The organism is Nonomuraea sp. NPDC051941 (assembly GCF_044593615.1).
On record NZ_JBIUCF010000022.1, the window covers coordinates 147,607 to 165,168 of the forward strand.

14 protein-coding genes are annotated in these 17,562 nt (G+C 73.1%); 8 read left to right on the forward strand and 6 right to left on the reverse strand.

What is annotated here, in order from left to right:
- The first annotated feature begins 20 nt into the window (after nt 1-20).
- Complete coding sequence (locus ACIHFD_RS33560; RefSeq protein WP_397370316.1) at nt 21-2,015, forward strand: FUSC family protein; 1,995 nt, start codon at nt 21-23, stop codon at nt 2,013-2,015.
- Here ACIHFD_RS33560 and ACIHFD_RS33565 read toward each other — a convergent pair.
- Nucleotides 2,012-4,720, reverse strand: a complete 2,709-nt coding sequence (locus ACIHFD_RS33565; RefSeq protein WP_397370317.1) for an AAA family ATPase — start codon at nt 4,718-4,720, stop codon at nt 2,012-2,014. The genes ACIHFD_RS33560 and ACIHFD_RS33565 overlap by 4 nt on opposite strands.
- Nucleotides 4,721-4,925: 205 nt before the next feature.
- Between ACIHFD_RS33565 and ACIHFD_RS33570 the strand changes: the two genes are divergently transcribed.
- Together ACIHFD_RS33570 and ACIHFD_RS33575 are read left to right on the forward strand one after the other, a co-directional pair.
- Nucleotides 4,926-5,858 carry an MBL fold metallo-hydrolase gene (locus ACIHFD_RS33570; protein ID WP_397370318.1) on the forward strand — a complete coding sequence of 311 codons (933 nt, stop codon included), beginning with the start codon at nt 4,926-4,928 and terminating at the stop codon, nt 5,856-5,858.
- Nucleotides 5,855-7,345, forward strand: coding sequence for a carboxylesterase/lipase family protein (locus ACIHFD_RS33575; protein WP_397370319.1), 1,491 nt, complete (start codon nt 5,855-5,857; stop codon nt 7,343-7,345). Before ACIHFD_RS33570 ends, ACIHFD_RS33575 begins: the two co-directional genes overlap by 4 nt.
- A gap of 89 nt (nt 7,346-7,434) precedes the next feature.
- Here the strand turns inward: ACIHFD_RS33575 and ACIHFD_RS33580 are convergent, their stop codons facing one another.
- A complete protein-coding gene (locus ACIHFD_RS33580; RefSeq protein ID WP_397370320.1) occupies nt 7,435-8,427 on the reverse strand; it encodes an ABC transporter substrate-binding protein in 993 nt (330 codons plus the stop codon).
- 314 nt (nt 8,428-8,741) lie between these two features.
- Between ACIHFD_RS33580 and ACIHFD_RS33585 the strand changes: the two genes are divergently transcribed.
- Genes ACIHFD_RS33585 through ACIHFD_RS33595 form a run of 3 tightly spaced genes read left to right on the forward strand, consistent with a single transcriptional unit; the run spans nt 8,742 to nt 12,337 of the window.
- Nucleotides 8,742-11,540 (forward strand): nitrate- and nitrite sensing domain-containing protein, encoded by a 2,799-nt coding sequence (locus ACIHFD_RS33585; RefSeq protein ID WP_397370321.1) that lies wholly within the window; start codon nt 8,742-8,744, stop codon nt 11,538-11,540.
- A complete protein-coding gene (locus ACIHFD_RS33590; protein WP_363973731.1) occupies nt 11,537-11,935 on the forward strand; it encodes a roadblock/LC7 domain-containing protein in 399 nt (132 codons plus the stop codon). Before ACIHFD_RS33585 ends, ACIHFD_RS33590 begins: the two co-directional genes overlap by 4 nt.
- A 6-nt stretch (nt 11,936-11,941) precedes the next feature.
- Nucleotides 11,942-12,337, forward strand: a complete 396-nt coding sequence (locus tag ACIHFD_RS33595; protein ID WP_350730597.1) for a DUF742 domain-containing protein — start codon at nt 11,942-11,944, stop codon at nt 12,335-12,337.
- Between the two features lie 36 nt (nt 12,338-12,373).
- Here ACIHFD_RS33595 and ACIHFD_RS33600 read toward each other — a convergent pair whose 3' ends face one another.
- Together ACIHFD_RS33600 and ACIHFD_RS33605 are read right to left on the reverse strand one after the other, a co-directional pair.
- The gene (locus tag ACIHFD_RS33600; RefSeq protein WP_397370322.1) at nt 12,374-13,444 is read right to left on the reverse strand and encodes an adenylyl-sulfate kinase; all 1,071 of its coding nucleotides are present in this window, start codon (nt 13,442-13,444) and stop codon (nt 12,374-12,376) included.
- 44 nt (nt 13,445-13,488) lie between these two features.
- On the reverse strand, nt 13,489-13,854 hold the full coding sequence (locus ACIHFD_RS33605; protein WP_397370323.1) for a YybH family protein: 366 nt from the start codon (nt 13,852-13,854) through the stop codon (nt 13,489-13,491).
- Between the two features lie 71 nt (nt 13,855-13,925).
- Here ACIHFD_RS33605 and ACIHFD_RS33610 point away from each other — a divergent pair, with 71 nt between their 5' ends.
- A complete protein-coding gene (locus tag ACIHFD_RS33610) occupies nt 13,926-14,834 on the forward strand; it encodes a LysR family transcriptional regulator (RefSeq protein ID WP_397370324.1) in 909 nt (302 codons plus the stop codon).
- On the opposite strand, the gene ACIHFD_RS33615 is transcribed toward ACIHFD_RS33610, so the two are convergent.
- Nucleotides 14,824-15,900 carry an FAD-dependent oxidoreductase gene (locus ACIHFD_RS33615; protein ID WP_397370325.1) on the reverse strand — a complete coding sequence of 359 codons (1,077 nt, stop codon included), beginning with the start codon at nt 15,898-15,900 and terminating at the stop codon, nt 14,824-14,826. The genes ACIHFD_RS33610 and ACIHFD_RS33615 overlap by 11 nt on opposite strands.
- Nucleotides 15,901-15,986: 86 nt before the next feature.
- Here ACIHFD_RS33615 and ACIHFD_RS33620 point away from each other — a divergent pair, with 86 nt between their 5' ends.
- Nucleotides 15,987-16,673, forward strand: a complete 687-nt coding sequence (locus tag ACIHFD_RS33620) for a TetR/AcrR family transcriptional regulator (RefSeq protein ID WP_363973713.1) — start codon at nt 15,987-15,989, stop codon at nt 16,671-16,673.
- On the opposite strand, the gene ACIHFD_RS33625 is transcribed toward ACIHFD_RS33620, so the two are convergent.
- Nucleotides 16,657-17,409: a MerR family transcriptional regulator gene (locus ACIHFD_RS33625; RefSeq protein ID WP_397370326.1), complete on the reverse strand. Its 753-nt coding sequence runs from the start codon at nt 17,407-17,409 to the stop codon at nt 16,657-16,659. The genes ACIHFD_RS33620 and ACIHFD_RS33625 overlap by 17 nt on opposite strands.
- Between the last annotated feature and the right edge of the window lie 153 nt (nt 17,410-17,562).

Below are 17,562 nucleotides of genomic sequence, written 5' to 3' on the forward strand. Positions count from 1 at the left end.
CGGTCCGCGACCCCGGGCTCATGCGTTCGACGACCGCGCTCGCGGCCGTCGCGGGCATCGCGCTCGCCCTGGCGGTCCTGGCCTTCCTGGACATGCCCGCCCCGTTCCTCGTCGCCGGCTGCTTCGCCCCCTTCACCGCTGCGCTGGCCATCGGCGACGGCGCCGCGCGGGATCAGGTCTTCGTGGTCGTCGCGGCCGTTCCCCTGGTGTTCGCCGTGCTGCCCGCGGGCGGTGCGCTGGCGCCCTTTCCCGTGATGGCCGAGGGCGTCTTCGTTGTGCTGATCTTCTGGGCGGTGTACATCCGCCGGTACGGGCCGCGGGGCCAAGCGCTTGGGATCTTCGCCTTCATGGCGTATTTCCTGACCCAGTTCCTGGACGCGCGGGTGAGTGATCTGCCCGGCTTGTACGCCGCCGTGGGCGTGGGCTTCGCCGCCCATGCGCTGGTGCGCTTCGGCCTGCTGCGGACGGGACCCGCGAGGACGCTGCGACGGCTGAGGCGGGCCTTCCACACGCACCTGGGACACGTCGTGCTCGGAGCGATCGAGGTGGTGCGGGCGGGACGGGACGATGCCCGCCTTGCGCGGTCGCTGGAACGCCGGGTCGCCCGGCTGCACCGTGACGCGCTGCTGATCGCGGACCTCCTGGACCAGGACGTGGCCGAGCAGTCGTGGGAGTCCTCCGCGAACCGGGTGCTGAGGCGGGTCGTGCAGGCCGAGGTGGCCGCGCAGCGGCTGGCGGTGCTGATCGTCCGCTCCGCCTCGGCCGGGCCGGCGTGCTCACGCGCCCGGGAGCACCTGGTCGCGGAGCTGCAGGTTGTCCACGACAATCTCATGCGCCCTCGTGACACGGACCACGACCGGGTCGACCGGCAGCTCGGGGGCGCTCCTGACCCCTTCCCCGACGTGCGTCACGCGATCGGCGAGCTGACGCGGGCCGTGGCCGGACTCCGGCTGGTCGACGGCGCCCCGTACCGGCTGGGAGACGGCAGGCAGCCACCGCGTACCAGCCCTCGCGGGCTGAGGCGGGTCACGACGCGGCAGGCCGTCCAGGTCGCCGCGGCAGGGGCGATCGCCGTCGTGCTCGGGGAGCTGCTGTCCTCCGAGCGCTGGTACTGGGCCGTGCTCACCGCGTGGGTCGTCTTCGTCAACACCGAGAGCTCCCAGGAGATCCTGGTCCAGGGCTTCCAGCGGCTGCTGGGCACCGTCCTGGGCGTGGTGTGCGGGCCGGCGCTCGCCGCCGTGGGCGGGGGCGGCGTCCTGCCGGCGCTCTGCGTGTCGCTGGTCTGTGTCTACGGGATCTTCCGCACCCCGCCGCGTGCGTACTGGGCGGTCACCTTCTTCGTCACCTGCCTGATCGCCATGACGTTCGTCCTGCTCGGCACCTTCTCGGCCGAGCTCCTCGCGCTGCGTGTCCAGGAGACCGTCCTCGGGGCGCTGTGCGGGGTGCTCATGGGGACGCTCGTCCTGCCCACCACCGCGTGCCGGGCCGGCGCGGCGCGGTTGCTCGAGGTGTTGCGGGTCCTCCGGCGGACGCGCGTACGGGAAGGGGGCGCGCTGTTCGACATCCGTGAGCTGGACGGGGCCATCGAGGAGCTGCGCGGTTCGCTTCGTCCGCTGACCCACCCGCTGAACCCGCGCCGCGCCCGGCGTGCCCATGCCCGCCGTCTGCTCGCGCTGCTGGAGTCGTGTGCCTATCACGCCCGCAGCCTCGCCGCCGTGACCGCCGAACCAGCGGTTCAGCTGGGCGAAGCGGGGTGCGAGATGCGTGCCGTCGAGCGCATCCGGGCCACGCTTGACCGGACGATCGCCCTGGTGGAGGCGGGCGGGTGGCCCGCGATCCCCTGTCAAGACGGCCGCCGCACGCTGGCGCGGCTCGCCGCCGAGCACCGGTGGGGCGGCGACCGCACCTCCTCCGCGGCGCACCGCGAACTGTTTCACCTGGAACGCCTGGACGAGGCGACGACCGAGCTCGCGGGGGCTCTTGGCGGAGCCCGCATCGGGTGCCCGGCACGTTAGTCGGTCGCGCGGGTCCCCGTCTCCAGCACGTCGCGCAGCTGCGAGCGGGCGGTGACGCCCAGCTTGGGAAAGGTGCGGTAGAGGTGGGAGCCGACGGTGCGCGGCGACAGGAAGAGGCGTTCGCCGATCTCCCGGTTGGTCAGCCCGCGGGCGGCTAGCCGGACGATCTGCTGCTGTTGCGGGGAGAGTCCGGCGAAGGCGTCGGGGTCCGGGGTGTCGACGTCCAGACCGGCCGCCCGCAGCTCGGCCTGCGCGCGTTCCGTCCACGGGCGTGCGCCGAGGCGGCGGAAGATGTCGTACGCGGTGCTGAGGTACGGCCGCGCCTCGGCGATCCGGCGTCGGCGGCGCAGCCATTCGGCGTACTCCAGCAGCGTCTGCGCGCGCTCGAAGGGCCAGCTTTCCAGCGCCGGGTCGGCCAGGGCGGCCAGGAAGTCAGGCTCGGCGTGGCCGGGCTCGGCGAGCAGCGCGCGGCTGCGGTGGACCAGGGCCCGCAGGCGGGGCGAGCCTCCGCGCGCGAGAGCGCGGGCCGAGCGCTCGACGATCTCGACGGCATCGGCGTGGTGCCCGCCGCGCGCGGCAGACGCGGCGAGCTCCGGCAGCGCCGGGTAGGAGGCGTGGTAGTGGACGGGGTCGCCGTCGGCGTCGAACACCATCCGCGCGTGCTCGTAGGCCGTCTCGTAATCGCCCTCGGCCAGGGCGGCGACGGCGAGGGCGCGGCGCGCGTAGATGGCAACCGACCGGCTCTCCAACGGGTTCACCAGGCGCAGCGCCTCCTCGGCGAGTGCGCGGGCACCCGCGGCTTCTCCGTGGGAGGCCTGGACCATCGCGTCGATGGCGCGCGCGCACGCGACGGCGTGGGCGAGCCCGGCCGCGACGGACAGCTCGGCGAGTTCCGCGCACACCGTCCGGGCCTGTTCCCAGTGGCCGTACTCGAAGTAGGCGAGCGCGACGACGCCGCCCAGCCCGTCGGGTAGCGGTCCCGCGGCGCGCCACGACTGTACGGCCTCCTCGAACGTACGGACGGCCAGCGGCAGCTCATCCAGCACCCAGGCCGCGACGGCGAGCGCGGTCCGCCGTTCCGGGCTGTCCCCGGCCGCGGCGATCAGGTCCGGCAGCCGGGGCACGAGCTCGCGCCCGCCGCCGAACGGGTCCGACACGATCCGCACCCAGTCCCGCAGCGGTCCGGCGGGCAGGCGGGGCAGGATCCGGTCGATCTCCCGCCGTTGGGACTCCTCGCCGGAGTAGAAGCGCAGCACGGCGGCGGTGGCGAGCGCGTCCAGCGCGGTGTCCGGACGCGTGGCGGCCAGGTCGTCGGCGATCGCGGCCAGACCGGCGAAAGCGGTGGCGTGCTGCCTGGTCAGCGCGGCCAGCCGGCCGACGTGCAGGGAGGCCGCGGCGATCACGGCCGGGTCGTCGGTACGGTCGCGGGCCCGATCGGCCAGTTCCCGCACCCAGGACAGGTCCCCGGTGAAGACGGCCAGGCCGGCCGCGTCCGCGAGCAGCCGGGCACCGTCGTCGCGTCCGGGACGCAGCTCCGCCGCGCGGGCCAGCGCCTTGGCCGCCGCCGCGTAGCCACCTCGCCGACGCGCCCTACCGGCCGTGTGCTCCAGGGCCGCCGACACGTCGGCGTCCGGGTGGAGGGTCGCGGCGGCGAGATGCCAGGCACGGCGGTCCGGTTCGTCGCGCAGGGCGTCGGCCAGCGCGCGGTGGGCCGCCACCCGGGCGTCGAACGGCGCGGCGTGGTAGACCGCGGAACGGATCAGCGGGTGGCGGAACCGGGGGTGCCGGCCCGCCCGGCGGATCAGCCCGGACTCTTCGACCGCGGGCCAGGCCTTGTCGTCGGCGTCGGGCAGCAGCGCCAGGACGGCGTCCGGGGGGTCCTCCACATCGGCGGCGGCCAGCAGCAGCAGGGCGCGCCGACCGGCTTCCGGCAGCTCTGTCAGCCGGGCGGCGTAGATGTCCTCCAGGCGCTCGCCGACCGGCGGCGGACCGTGATCGTCGCGGTCGGGACGAGCGTGTTCGGCCAGCTCGAGCAGGGCCAGCGGATTCCCCGCGGCCTGGTCGAGGACGCGTTTCCTGATCCTTCCCGTCAGGCCGGGCGAGTGCAGGTCGAGCAGCCGCCGGGACGCCACGTCGTCGAGCGGGCCCAGCGTGAGCGTCGGGAAATCCCGGTCGAGGCCGGGATCGCCGTCGCGTGCGGCGACCAGCACGGCAACCGGGTCGGCGTCCAGCCGCCGGGCGACGAAGGCGAGGACGGCGGCGGAGGCGGAGTCGATCCACTGGGCGTCGTCGAGCACGACCAGGAGGGGCGCCCGTTCGGCGACCTGGGACAGGAGGGTCAGGACCGCGACGCCTGTCAGCAGGGGGTCGGGGGCGTCTGGCGCGAAGCCGAAAGCCCCCAGCAGCGCCAGGCGCTGCCTGTCCGGCAGGTCGGCCGCCTCGTGCAGCACCGGCCGCAGGAGCTGGTGGAGTCCCGCGAAGGCCAGGTCTCTCTCGGATCCGTGGCCGGTCGCGCGCAGCACCTGGTGGCCTGCCGCCTCGGCGCGGCGGACCGCTTCCTCCAGCAGGGTGCTCTTGCCCGTCCCCTCGGCTCCGGACAGGAGCAGGACGCGTCCGCCGCCGGACCCGTCGGCCACGAGGGCGGAGAGCCGCTCGATCTCGGAGTCCCGCCCGATGATCGGGTCGCGCGGCACCCGCTCGTCCATGGGCCTCCCTCCGGAAACGCCTGTGCCCGTCGGCCGTGACGCAGCGTCGTCGCAGGTCCGTACCGCTTCCTTGTCACCGTAGCAACGGCTGCCGGACGGCAGGTGCAGTCACCTGTCGCATACCGCTCGGCCGGGGCGGCGGCGCACGATGGACGGGCGGCGGCTTCCACCGCGTTCATCACCACTCATCGATCAAGGAATACTCATGATCACCGATCAGATCACCCTGGGTGACGTCACGGTCACGCGAGTGTGGGAGTTCTACGGACCCGTCGCGATGACGCCCGAGACGTTCTTCCCGGAAAGCTCGCCACGCGCCTGGGAGGAGCACGCCTCCTGGCTGGAGCCGCATTTCGTGGACCCTGAGACGCGGATCGTCAACGCCGCGATCCAGACCTGGCTGCTGCGTAGCGAGGGCCGGAACATCCTCATCGACACCGGGGTCGGCAACCACAAGGAACGGCCCTACTCGCCGGTGTGGAGCCGCCTCGACACCGGCTTCCTGGACAACCTGGCCCGCGCCGGCGTACGGCCCGAGGACGTTGACCTCGTGGTGAACACCCACCTCCACGTCGACCACGTCGGCTGGAACACCTACCTGGACGGCCGCGCCTGGGTGCCGACCTTCCCCAACGCCACCTACCTCATGCCCAAGGCCGACTTCGACTTCTGGAACCCGGCGAACGAGCACAAGCCGCTGCTCGGCCGGGGTAACCAGAACGTGTTCGAGGACAGCGTCGCCCCCGTCCACGAGGCGGGCCTGACCACGCTGTGGGAGGACTCGTACACGATCGACGCCAACCTGCGCCTGGAGTCCGCGCCCGGCCACACCCCCGGGTCCTCCGTGGTCGTCCTCGAATCGGGTGCGGACCGCGCGGTGTTCGTCGGCGACCTGCTGCACAGCCCCGTGCAGTTCGTGGAGCCCGACACGAACAGCTGCTTCTGCGAGGACCCGGCCGGGGCCCGCGCCACCCGCCGCAAGGTGCTCGGCTGGGCCGCCGACCGCAACGCCCTGGTCGTCCCCGCACACCTGGGCGGGCAGGGGGCCGCCGAGGTGCGCCGCGAAGGGAGCGGATTCGCCATCAAGGGCTGGGCGCCGTTCGCACCACACGCCGATAGCCTGGAGGACGCTCGATGAACCACCGTACGCGAGACACCGCCGTCACCGCGCAGGGCGCCGTACGGGGCCTGCGCCGCGACGGGACGAGCGTCTTCCTGAACATCCCCTACGCCGCTCCACCGGCGGGCGCCGCCCGATTCGCCGCCCCGAGGCCGCACGCCCCTTGGGACGGCGTGCGGGACGCCACCACGCCGGGTCCGACCGCGCCGCAGGCCGAACGCAGGCTCGGCAGCGTGGACATGACCCCGTACTTCGGGCCGGGCTGGATCCCCGGCGAGGACTTCCTGACCGTCAACGTGTGGACGCCGGAAGCCGGCGGCGCGCGGCTGCCCGTGATGGTGTTCGTGCACGGCGGCGGGTTCGTGGCGGGATCCACCCGGTCCGAGATCTACGACGGCGCCGCCTTCGCCCGCGACGGGGTCGTCCTGGTGACGCTGAACTACCGGCTGGGCGTCGCGGGTTTCCTCGACCTGCCCGGGGCGCCCGCCAACCGGGGCCTGCTCGACGTGATCGCCGCTCTGCGCTGGGTGCGGGAGAACATCGCCGCGTTCGGCGGCGACCCCGGCCGCGTCACGCTGTTCGGCCAGTCCGCGGGTGCCACGATCGTGGGCGGTGTGCTGGCCGCGCCGCAGGCCGAGGGGCTGTTCCGGCGCGCGATCGTGCAGAGCGGCAGCGGTCTGGGCGCCTTCACGTCCGAGCAGGCCGCCCGCGTGACCCGCGCCGCGGCCCGCTCCCTGGGGATCGAGCCGCACGCCGCCGCCTTCGCCGGCGTCCCCGACCAACGGCTCGTCGAGGTCGTATCCGAACTGTCGGGCATCGACCTGCGGACCGAGACCCACACGGACCCGCTCATCGGGCTCAGCGCATTCAGCATCGTGCTCGACCGGCAACCGGCCGAGGCGGTCGCCGCGGGCCGCGGCGCGGGGGTGGACCTGCTGGTGGGCACCAACACGGAGGAAGGCAACCTCTACCTGGCGCCGTTCGGGAGCCTGTCCACCTCGACCGCGGCGGACGTGGACGCTGCCGCGGCCCGCTCGCACCCGGATCCGGCCCGCCTCGTCGAGACCTACCGCAAGGCCAGGCCGGAGGCGTCCTTCGGGGAACTGCGCTCGGCCATCATGGGCGACGCCCTGTTCGGCGTGGGCAGCCGGCGCCTGGCCGACGCGCACGCGGGACGCGCGGACGCCGCCACTTACCGCTACTCCTTCGCGTGGCGCTCGAACGCGCTGGGCGGCGAACTGGGCGCCACCCACGCTGTGGAGCTGCCGTTCGTCTTCGACGTCACCGGGCTGCCCCGGCTGCGCGGCCCCGAGGCGCTGCTCGGGCCGGACGAACCGCCTGCGGAGCCGGCCGCCCGCATGCACGCCGCCTGGGTCTCCTTCGCCACGACCGGCGACCCCGGCTGGGACCGCTACGACACCGGCCGCCGGGCCACCATGCGCATCGACGCCGAATGGAGCCTGGTGGACGACCCGCACGGCGAGGAGCTCCAGGCGTGGCCCTGACCCCATCGGCCCGGGATGCATGCAGTTCGCGGGCACCGCGCCCGGCTGGGGCCGTCGCGAGCTGATCGTCGAGGGGTCGGCCGGCGCGGCTAACCGGGTTGCGGAACGGGCTCGGGGACGACCATGGAGGCCACGTCCACCTTGGACTTCAGGTAGCCGAACTCGTACATCAGGTCGGCCACCCGCTGGATCCGCTTGGGGTTCAGCGAGGTCGGGAAGGTGCCCATCGCCATGGTCATCACCGCCTGCTTGGGCGTCTGCGTGTAGAGCGGGACGACCTCGGCCAGCTCGGCACGGTTGGTGGCGGCCAGGCGCTGGGCCTTGGCGACCGCGCGCTGGAAGGCGGCGGTGGTCTTCGGGTGCTTGCTCACCCACTCCGCCGTGCCGGCCCAGCCGTCGATCGGCAGCGCGTCGGTCGGGCCGGTGTTGGTGTCGAGCAGCAGCCGGGCGCCGGCCTGCTGGGCGGCCGACAGGAACGGCTCCACCATCCAGGCCGCGTCCACCTTCTCGCTCGTCAGCGCGCCTAGCTGTGCCTGGAAATCGATGGCGACGAACTTCACCTGTTTCGGCGTTACTTCATACGCCTTCAAATGGGCGCTCATGGACATGGTGCCCAGGTTGTTCAGGGAGTTGACCGCGATCGTCTTACCTTTGAGGTCTTTGGGGGTCTGCAGCGGGGAGTCCTTGCGTACCACGACGCCGGCGATGCCGGGCGCGCCCTGCAAAGTGTCTGAAAGGATCTTCAATTTGGCGGCGCCGCTGCCCTGGATGTTGATGAGGGACACGTAGCTGCCCTTGAATATGTCGATGCCGCCGTTGAGGATCTTCGGCATGACCTGCTGCGGGGCCTGGATGATCTCCGTCTTGACGGTCAGGCCCTCGGCCTTGAAGAAGCCCTTGCGATCGGCGATGAACACCGGAGCCGAGGAGGGAGTGGGGCTGACACCGATGGTCAGCGTGGTCTTCTCCAGGTCTCCCGGCGTGCCCGGGTTCGCCGCGAGGGTGCTGCCGCCGCTGCACCCGGCGAGGGCGGCGGCGGCCAGGAACGCCAGGAACGCGCGAAAAGCAGAACCGGATTCCATTGAGGGTTTCTCCTTGGCGAGTCCACGCATCCGAAAGGCCGCCGGTGATCGTACAGCAGGATCTGCGGCAATTGCCATGAAATGTCATGAGTCATGACTCGGTGGAACATTACGGGTTGTCCAAAAGTGTCCTATTTCTGGCAACCTTGGGCAGATAGGAGGGATTCCAGGTCAATCGGCCATTCCAATGGAAGTCATGGTCTTTGTAAGGTTGGCCTACCTCGTCGGTGTGTGTTCAAATTGCTCTTCGTCTCATGGCGCACATCACGCGCCTCGCATGCCGGCGTGCGTTCAGGCGACAGAGTGGGGAGCCAGTGACGAAGCAACCGACCGCGCGCCGCCCTCGCCCCCGATTAGCGCACGTCCGCAGGAGGCAGAAGCGCAGGCTGCGACTGCGTGACTGGCGGGTGCGGGCGCGTCTCGTCGCCCTGATCCTCATCCCCACCGGGGTGGGCGTCGTGCTCGGAGCCCAGCAGGTGATCACCTCGTGGGCCGCGGCGGGCCAGTACCAGCGCGTGCTGGAGAAGGCCGAGCTCGGTGACACCGTCATCGAGCTGACCCACCAGCTCGCCCGCGAGCGCGACCTCGCGGTCTACTTCGTGGCCACCGGCCGTTCGGCCGCGCGCGCGGAGCCGCTGCGCCGGCAGTTCGCCCCCGTCGACGAGGCGGTCGCCGCCGTGCGCGCGAAGGCCCAGACGATCACCCCCGACCACGGCGAGAGTGCCTGGACCATCACCCAGCAGATGATCAGCCGCCTGCCGGAGATCCCCGCGACCCGCGGCATCGTGCAGTCCACCCAGTTGCTCGCGCTGCCGGCGCTGACCAAGTACTCCCAGATCATCAACGCCTTCCAGCAGTTCCACGACCAGATCGCCCAGGGCGGCGACCAGGAGGCCCTGGGCAACAGCGTCCGCGCGCTGGCGGCCCTGTCCAAGGCGCACGACGCCGCCTCGCAGCAGCGCGGCCTGCTCGCCGCGGTGGCCTCGGCGGGCCGCTTCCAGAGCGGCGAGCTCGAACGCTTCATGGCCGCACGGGCCCAGCAGGAGAGCGAGATCGCCGTGTTCAGGTCGGTGGCCACGCTGGACCAGCTGCAGACCTACGACGACACCGTCACCGGCACGCTGGTGGACCGCGCCGAGGCGATCAGGCTGCGCGCGCTGGCCCAGGTCACCGAGGGCGGCCGGGTCGATCTCGACCCGGGCCGCGAGGACGACGCCGAGCGCTGGTTCGAGGCGATCAGCGGCACTGTGGACGGCATGTGGACCGTCCAGCGGCGGCTCGGCGAGTCGATCAACGTGCAGAGCCGCACGCTGCAGGACTCCGCGCGCCGCGACGCGCTGCTGGCCGCCACCTACAGCCTCCTGCTGCTGCTCGCGGTCCTGATGGTCACCGCCATCATGGCCCAGTCGCTGGTCAGGCCGCTGCGCCGGCTGCGCACCGAGGCCCTGCACATCGCCGGGGTACGCCTGCCCCGGACCGTGCGCTCGCTGCACGAGGCCGGCGACGAGACCACCGTGGCCATCCCGCCCATCGGGGTCGACTCCCTGGACGAGGTCGGCGAGGTCGCGCGGGCCTTCGACGAGGTCCACCGCGAGGCCGTCCGGCTGGCCGGCGAGGAGTCCAGGCTGCGCGCCAACGTCAACGCCATGTTCGTCAGCCTGTCCAGGCGCAGCCAGACCCTGGTGCAGCGGCAGATCAAGCTCATCGACGGGCTGGAGCGGGGCGAGCAGGACGAGCAGCGGCTGGCCAGCCTGTTCACGCTCGACCACCTGGCCACACGCATGCGGCGCAACAACGAGAACCTGCTGCTCCTGGCCGGTCAGGAGCCTCCCAGGCGCTGGAACAAGCCGGTCAGCGTGGCCGACGTCGTACGCGCCTGCCTGTCGGAGGTGGAGAACTACGAGCGGGTCACGCCCCGGGTCGCCACCCGCAGCGCCGTCTCCGGGCAGGCGGTCAACGACATCATCCACCTGCTGGCCGAGCTGGTGGAGAACGCGCTGTCGTTCTCGCCCCAGACCACGTCTGTCGTCGTCACCGCCGCCGCCATCGAGGGCGGCGGCGCCGTGCTGTCCATCTCCGACAGCGGCATCGGCATGGTCCCCGACGAGCTGGCGCAGGCCAACGAGCGCCTGTCCAACGTGCCCACGGTGGACGTGTCGGTCTCGCGGCGCATGGGGCTGTTCGTGGTCGCCCGGCTGGCCCACCGCCACGGCATCCGGGTGCAGCTGCACCTCAACGACTCCAAGGGGCTGACCGCGACGGTGTTCCTGCCGGAGGCGCTGCTGCAGCCGCCCGCCCAGCCGACGCCGGCGGCCTCCTTCGGGCGGCCGTTCGACATATCCGACTCCTGGGTCACCCCTCCCCCGCCCGTGGTTCCGTCCCCGCGGCCGTACTCACCGGCCGTGGGGACGGGTTCGGCCGACTGGCCGTCGTTCGCCACCGATCCCGGGCCCGACAAGTCCTCGGCGGACTGGTCGGCGGCCGCCATCTGGCCGGGGATGTTCGACACGCCCGGGGCCAGGGCGCGCTTCGACCTCCTGCGCGGCGGCCCGGGCCCGGTCCCGGGAGGCCCGTCCTTCGGCGGCGCGGCCCCGGGCCCGGTCCCGGGAAGCCCGGCGTTCGGCGGCGCGGCGCCGGGCCCGATCGCCAACGGCCCGTTCCCGGATGGGGCCGTCCCCGCCAGGGCGATCTCCGTGGACCCGCTCGGCACGGGGCTGGGCGTCGCGCCCGTCCCCGACCCCGACGGCTACCTGCCGATCTTCGCGGCGGTGAAGTCGGCCTGGTTCAACCACGACACCTCCGACGGCGCCTGGAGCTCGCCCCAGGCCGACGCCGGGTGGAGCGCGGCCGAGGCCGCCGCCAGCCCGGCCAACGACGGCACCACCGCCTCCGGCCTGCCCAAGCGCGTGCCCAAGGCCAATCTGGTGCCCGGCAGCGCCGACAACCCCTCGGTGCCCAAGGGCGTCGCCCCCATCCCGCAGATCTCGCCCGAGCAGGTCCGCGACCGCATGGCCAGCTACCAGCTGGGGTTCCGAGCGGCCCGCGACGACATCTGCATGCGCAGCATCCCTCCCTTCGATGCAGGGAGCACGACCCGCGAGGAAGGCCCATGACCCGCAACAGCAATCTCGACTGGCTGATCACCGACTTCGCCCGGTCGGTCCCCGGCGTCGCCCACGCGGCGGTCGTCTCCTCCGACGGGTTGCCACTCGCCGTCTCGGCCGGTTTCCCGCCCGAACGCGCCGAGCAACTGGCCGCCGTCGCCTCGGGCCTGGCCAGCCTGACGCAGGGCGCGGCCACCCTGTTCGAGGGCGGGCCGGTCGTCCAGACCGCGATCGAGATGCAGCGCGGGCTCATGCTGAACGTGGCCATCAGCGACGGCTCCTGCCTGGCCGTGCTGGCCACCCCCGACTGCGACATGGGCGTGGTGGCGTACCAGATGACGCTCCTGGCCGACCGGGCCGGACAGGTGCTCACCCCGGCCCTTCGCGCCCGGCAGTCCTGGTGAGCGGACATGACCGACCCGCCTTGGGGCGGCGGCTGGCGGCCGCCGCCCGATCCCGACGAGCAGGACCCGGATTCGCCGGTCCGGCCTTACGCCGTCACCGGCGGGCGCACCGCGCCGCGCATCAAGCTGGCGATGGAGGCCCTGGTGTGCTCCGCCGACGCGCCGCCGCACACCTTCGCCCTGATCACGCCCGAGTACGCCGCCATCAGCGAGCTGTGCCGGCAGGTCCGGTCGGTGGCCGAGGTGGCGGCGGTGCTGCAGATCCCGCTCGGGGTCGCCCGTGTGCTGATCGCCGACATGGCGGCCGAAGGGCTGCTGCACCTGTACCACCCGCGCCTGCCCGGCGGGCGGCCTGAGGCCGGCCTGCTGGAACGGGTGCTCAGCGGGCTGCAGCGGCTCTGAGCCCGGCGTCCGCGGGCTGACGGCCGCCGCGCCGCCTCACGCGCCGGCGGGACGGCCGGGCCAGGCGGCCAGCACCTCTTCGGCGAGTTCCGCCGCCGACCGGCCGTCGGTGTCGAGGCGGAGGTCGCCCGCGCCGGCGTGCTCCAGGGCCTCGGCCTCACGGGCCGCCCGTTCGGCGGCCCGCCGCAGGGCGCCGGGATCCAGCCCCTTCAGCTCGTCGCCGGGGATGGCCGGCCCTCCGCCCTGCCCGCGCAGCATCACCCGTTCGGCCAGCGTGCCGGGTCCGGCGTGCAGGCGGCACACCGTCAGCGCGGCTACGGGGAGGGAGTCCGCGTAGGTGTCGAGGCCGGCGTCGCCGGAAACGATCAGGCAGCGGGCTCCGGCTGCCCGGTAGCCGGACCACAGGGCGGCGAGGTTGCCCGCTCTGAGCCGCCGAGCGTCGTCGGTGACGGGACGGAGCACGCCGATCTGCTGGAGATCGACGTAGGCGGCCGGGACGCCGCTCCTGATGAGGCGCGAGAAGACCTCGTACGCGACCGTGGACTTGCCGACGGCGGTCGCGCCGGAGAACCACAGCACCGGCACCCGCGCGAGCGGCCATCCCCCGGCCCGGGCGAGGACCGTCCTGGCCGCCTCCGCGATCGAGAGCCCGTCGGTGTCCACGCACACGTCGGCGAAGTCCGTACGCTCCAGGGCCTCCGCGTCCGCGATGGCCTGCTCGACCAGGTCGGGACGCCAGCCCCTGGCGAGGAAGCGCTCCTTGAGCTCGGCCTGGCCGACCCGCAGCCGGCACAGCGTCAGCGCGGCGTCCGGGAGCAGGCGGGTGTACTGGCGGACCTCCTCGTCGGTGAAGACGAAGCCCGACAGGACCACGCACTGGGCGCCTTCCCGGCGAAAGTTCGGCCACATCGCCGCCAGATGGCGCGCCCGTACGGGGTGCGTGCCGCCCTCGGGGAGCGGGTGGCACATGCTGATCTGGTCGCCGTCGACGAACGCCGTCCTGACGCCGCTCCGGCTGAGCTGGGTGAACACCTCCCAGCCGACCGTCGACTTGCCGACGCCCGACGGACCGCAGAGCCACAGCAGGGGCAGACGATCATCGCTCATCCACGCGACCGTAGTCGGCCCCCGCCCTGCCCGGCGACCCGTTTTCAGCCGGTGGGCGGGACGAACTCGGGCTGGTCGATCACGCGCAGCCAGCTCCCGTCCGGCTGGCGGCGTACGACCTGGGCCCGCGCCCCGGCCCCGTCCCTCGGCGGGGTGGAGGTGAGCGCGACGTCGCCGTGGATCAGCGTCGGCAGCGGCTGCTCGGGCTCGAAGTGCGGCCGCCCGGCCAGCACCTTCTCCCACAGCTCGCGGATCGCCTCCCGGCCCACCGTCTGGCTGCCCGGCGGGTAGGCCAGCACCGCGTCCTCCTCGTACAGCGCCGCCACTCCGGCCGCGTCACCGGCGTTGGACCGCTCGACGAACAGGCGGGTGATGTCCTCCGGCCGCATGGCCTTCTCGTATTCCGTCATGTTTTCCACCCTGCCCGGCCACCCATCAGAAGTCCAACAGATGGTTCTGATGGAAGCTAGAATCTCTGGTTATGGAACTGAGGCAGCTGGAGTACTTCGTCGCGGTCGCCGAGGAGCAGAACTTCACCCGGGCCGCCGAGCGGGTGCACATCAGCCAGTCCGGCGTCAGCGCCCAGATCCGCCAGCTCGAGCGCGAGCTCGGCGCCGAGCTGTTCGACCGCTCGGGCCGCACCGCGACGCTGACCGTCGCGGGCCGGGCGGCTCTGGAGCACGCCCGGGCCGCGCTCGCGGCGGCGGGGGCGGTCGGCGAGGCGGTGGGCGAGGTGACCGACCTGATCCGGGGGCGGCTCACGATCGGGATGGTGATCGGCTGCACGGTCACGCCGCTGTTCGACGCGCTCGCCGCCTTCCACCGGGCGCATCCCGGCGTGGAGCTCTCCCTGCTGGAGGACAACTCGGACCGCCTCATCGACGGGGTCCGCGCCGGCACCATCGACCTGGCCCTGGTGGGCACGGCCACCGACGCCCTCGACGGGCTGGAGGCGCTCACGATCACCAGCGAGCGCCTCGTCGTGACCGTCCCGCCCGGCCACCCCCTGGCCGAGCTGCCCCAGGTCGGCCTGCGCGACCTGGAGGCGTACCCGATCGTGTGCATGCCGCCCGGCACCGGGCTGCGCGCGGTGTTCGACCGGGCCTGCGCCGCGCAGGGCCGCAGGCCCGTGATCGCCCTGCAGGCCAGCGCCGCCGACGCCATCGCCGACCTCGCCTCCCGCGGCGTCGCTGTCGGCGTCCTCAGCGACTCCATGGCCGCCCGCCACGGCGACCGGCTCGTGGCCCGCACCATCGCCGACGTCGAGGCGCCCGCCCTGCTGGCGCTGGTCTGGCGCACCGGCCACGGCCCGGCCGTACGGGAGCTCCTGGCCCGCGGCCGGCAGGCCTTCGCGACCTCCGCCGCGACCACGGCAGCGGTCAGCCGGTGAGCTCGCTGAAGAGACACAGGGCCCCCTTGACGCCTTCCGGGGAGAAGAGGGCGTCGAGGCCGTCGGTGGCGAAGCGGGCCAGGCGCGCCGCACGGGGGAACATGACGCTCTCGTAGGCGCGGACCGCCGCGTCCACGTCGGGCTCGGCGGCCAGGGCGTCGGCCAGCTCGGCGCCGTCGAGCATGGCGAGGTTGGCGCCCACGCCCAGCGGCGGCATCAGGTGGGCGGCGTCGCCCAGCAGCGTGCGGCCCGGGGCGTGCGGCCAGGAGTGGCCGACGGGCAGCGTGAACAGCGGGCGGGACTCGAACGGCTCGTCGGCCTCCAGCAGGAGCGCGCGTACGCTCTCGGCCCAGCCGTCGAACATCGACAGCACCTCGGAGACCGGCCGGTCCTGCGGACCGCGGTAGGCGGCGTAGACGCGGATGCGGCCGTTGCTGTTGCGCTGGGCGAGCACGGCCTTATTGGGGCCGTAGGCCGACATGGTGCCGTTGCCGACCAGGCGCGCCAGCACGGGGTGGCGGGCCTCCTCGAAGCCGGTCTCGACGAAGCTGACGCCGGTGTAGGCCGGCGTCACCTCCGACAGGCCGGGACGCACCCGGGACCAGGCCCCGTCCGCGCCCACGACCAGGTCGAACTCCTCGCTGGAGCCGTCAGGGAAGAGCACGCTCCGCCCGGCGGCCCCCTCCACGGCGTGGCCCCAGCGGATGGTGCCGTCGGCGAGCGAGCCGATGAGCAGGCCGCGCAGTTGCCCCCGGTCGATCTCCGGCATGCTCTCGTCGCCGTCGGCGGGCTGCTCGTGGTGGAGCAGGGTCCCGTGCTCGTCGTGGATCCGCTTCTCCTGCCCTTCCGGCCGGGCCAGCGCGCGGAACTCGTCGAGCAGCCCGGCCTTGGCCAGCGCGGTCTGCCCGGAGCCCGCGTGCATGTCGAGGGTGCCGCCTTGGGAGCGGGAATCGGGTGACGGCTCGCGTTCGAAGACGGTGACGGGCAGGTCGTGGACCTGCAGGACGCGGGCCAGGGTGAGGCCGCCGAGCCCGGCTCCGACGACGGCGATGCGGGGAGAGGTCATGGGAGAGTCCTTTCGATACACTGTATTGAGCAATACACTGTATCGACGATAGACGGTGTATTCTCATTCCTCAAGGAGGTGAGCCTATGCTCGTCTGGGAGCGGCCCGAGCCGCCGAGCAGGCCCACGCCGAGCCCGCTGAGCAGGGAGCGGATCGTGCGTGCGGCCATCGACCTCGCCGACCGCGAGGGGCTCGACGCGGTGTCGCTGCGCAAGGTCGCCGCCGCGCTCGACGCGGGCCCCATGCGCCTGTACGGCTACCTGTCCACCAAGGAAGAGCTGCTGGACCTCATGGTGGACGAGGTGTACGGCGAGATCGTGCCGTCAGAGCCGCCCGGCGGCGACTGGCGGGCGGCGCTGCGGGATCTCGCCCGGCTCACCAGGCAGGCGGCGCTGCGCCACGAGTGGTTCGCCGACCTGCTGGGCGGGCGTCCCAATCTGGGGCCCAACGCGCTGGCCTACCTGGAGACCTCCCTGGCGGCGCTGGGGGATGTGCCGGTCGCCACGGTGATGCGGGTCGTCGGCACCGTCAACGCGTACGTGATGGGCGCGGTCCGCCTCGAGATCACCGAGCGGCGGGCCGAGCGCGCCAGCGGCCTGGACGAGCGGGAGTGGCAGAGCACCGTCGGCCCGTACCTCACCCGGATGCTGGCCACCGGCCGCTACCCGGCGGTGGCCAGGGTCGTCACGGGCGACGACGTCCAGCCCGACTTCGACGAAGGTCTCGACTGGGTGCTCGACGGGGTCGCCCCGCGCGTCACCGGCGCGCCATGATCCGCATCGCCTGCCGTACGACCTCGGCCTGCGCGGGGGCGAGCCCGTCGAGGAACGGCTCGACCGCCGCCGGGTCCCAGTCGTGCGGGCCGGAGCCGGCCAGCAGGTGCACCATGCTGTAGTCGGCCAGCGACTCCGCCAGCGGCCCCACCCGGGGATCGTCCGGTGAGGCGTCGGCCAGCGCGTCGAGCCTGCGGTAGAAGTCGTGGCCGCGCGCCGTCATCTCGGGGTCGGCGGCCAGCGCGTCGAACGTCTCGAACGCCCGCTTCCGATCGCCGCTCGTCGCCATGCTGTCCATCAGCACCAGCAGATCGCGGTCCCAGGCCGCCGCCTTCGACGCCGGGAGCTCCACCGTGCGCAGGAACGCCAGCAGATCGGGCGATGAGGTGTCGTCGGGGCCCAGCGACCCGGCCTCGGCCTGCTTGAGCACCTCGGCCAGCCGCCGGCGGCGCAGTTGGATCTCGTGCTCCTGGCGGGCCAGGTCCGCGTCGATCTCGGCGAGGATGTCGGGCAACTCGCGGGAGCGGTCGTCCGCGATGACGTCGCGCGCCTCCTCCAGGCTCAGCCCGAGCTCCACCAGGCGCCGCACGCGGGCCAGGGCGATGGCGTCGCGCATGCCGTACTCGCGGTAGCCGTTGGCCAGGCGCGGCGGCTCCGGCAGGATGCCTTGCTGGTGGTAGTAGCGCACCGTCCGGGTGGACACCCCGAGCAGCGCGGCGAGCTCTCCGATCCGCATACCCCACGATAAATCAATGGCAGGTGCCACTGCGCACCGGCTACTGTCAGGTTCGTCGGAAGAACGAAAGGAAAGGCCTCCCATGCGATTCGCAGCCGAACGCCACTATCGCCGGGGCGCGGCGTACGGCGGCGCGCTCGCGCTGGCCGGGCG

Bases quoted from the DNA above. Each gene is read 5' to 3' on its own strand.
- ACIHFD_RS33560 (WP_397370316.1), top strand. From the start codon at position 21: ATGCGTTCGACGACCGCGCTCGCGGCCGTCGCGGGCATCGCGCTCGCC.
- ACIHFD_RS33565 (WP_397370317.1), bottom strand. From the start codon at position 4,720: ATGGACGAGCGGGTGCCGCGCGACCCGATCATCGGGCGGGACTCCGAG.
- ACIHFD_RS33570 (WP_397370318.1), top strand. From the start codon at position 4,926: ATGATCACCGATCAGATCACCCTGGGTGACGTCACGGTCACGCGAGTG.
- ACIHFD_RS33575 (WP_397370319.1), top strand. From the start codon at position 5,855: ATGAACCACCGTACGCGAGACACCGCCGTCACCGCGCAGGGCGCCGTA.
- ACIHFD_RS33580 (WP_397370320.1), bottom strand. From the start codon at position 8,427: ATGGAATCCGGTTCTGCTTTTCGCGCGTTCCTGGCGTTCCTGGCCGCC.
- ACIHFD_RS33590 (WP_363973731.1), top strand. From the start codon at position 11,537: ATGACCCGCAACAGCAATCTCGACTGGCTGATCACCGACTTCGCCCGG.
- ACIHFD_RS33595 (WP_350730597.1), top strand. From the start codon at position 11,942: ATGACCGACCCGCCTTGGGGCGGCGGCTGGCGGCCGCCGCCCGATCCC.
- ACIHFD_RS33600 (WP_397370322.1), bottom strand. From the start codon at position 13,444: ATGAGCGATGATCGTCTGCCCCTGCTGTGGCTCTGCGGTCCGTCGGGC.
- ACIHFD_RS33605 (WP_397370323.1), bottom strand. From the start codon at position 13,854: ATGACGGAATACGAGAAGGCCATGCGGCCGGAGGACATCACCCGCCTG.
- ACIHFD_RS33610 (WP_397370324.1), top strand. From the start codon at position 13,926: ATGGAACTGAGGCAGCTGGAGTACTTCGTCGCGGTCGCCGAGGAGCAG.
- ACIHFD_RS33615 (WP_397370325.1), bottom strand. From the start codon at position 15,900: ATGACCTCTCCCCGCATCGCCGTCGTCGGAGCCGGGCTCGGCGGCCTC.
- ACIHFD_RS33620 (WP_363973713.1), top strand. From the start codon at position 15,987: ATGCTCGTCTGGGAGCGGCCCGAGCCGCCGAGCAGGCCCACGCCGAGC.
- ACIHFD_RS33625 (WP_397370326.1), bottom strand. From the start codon at position 17,409: ATGCGGATCGGAGAGCTCGCCGCGCTGCTCGGGGTGTCCACCCGGACG.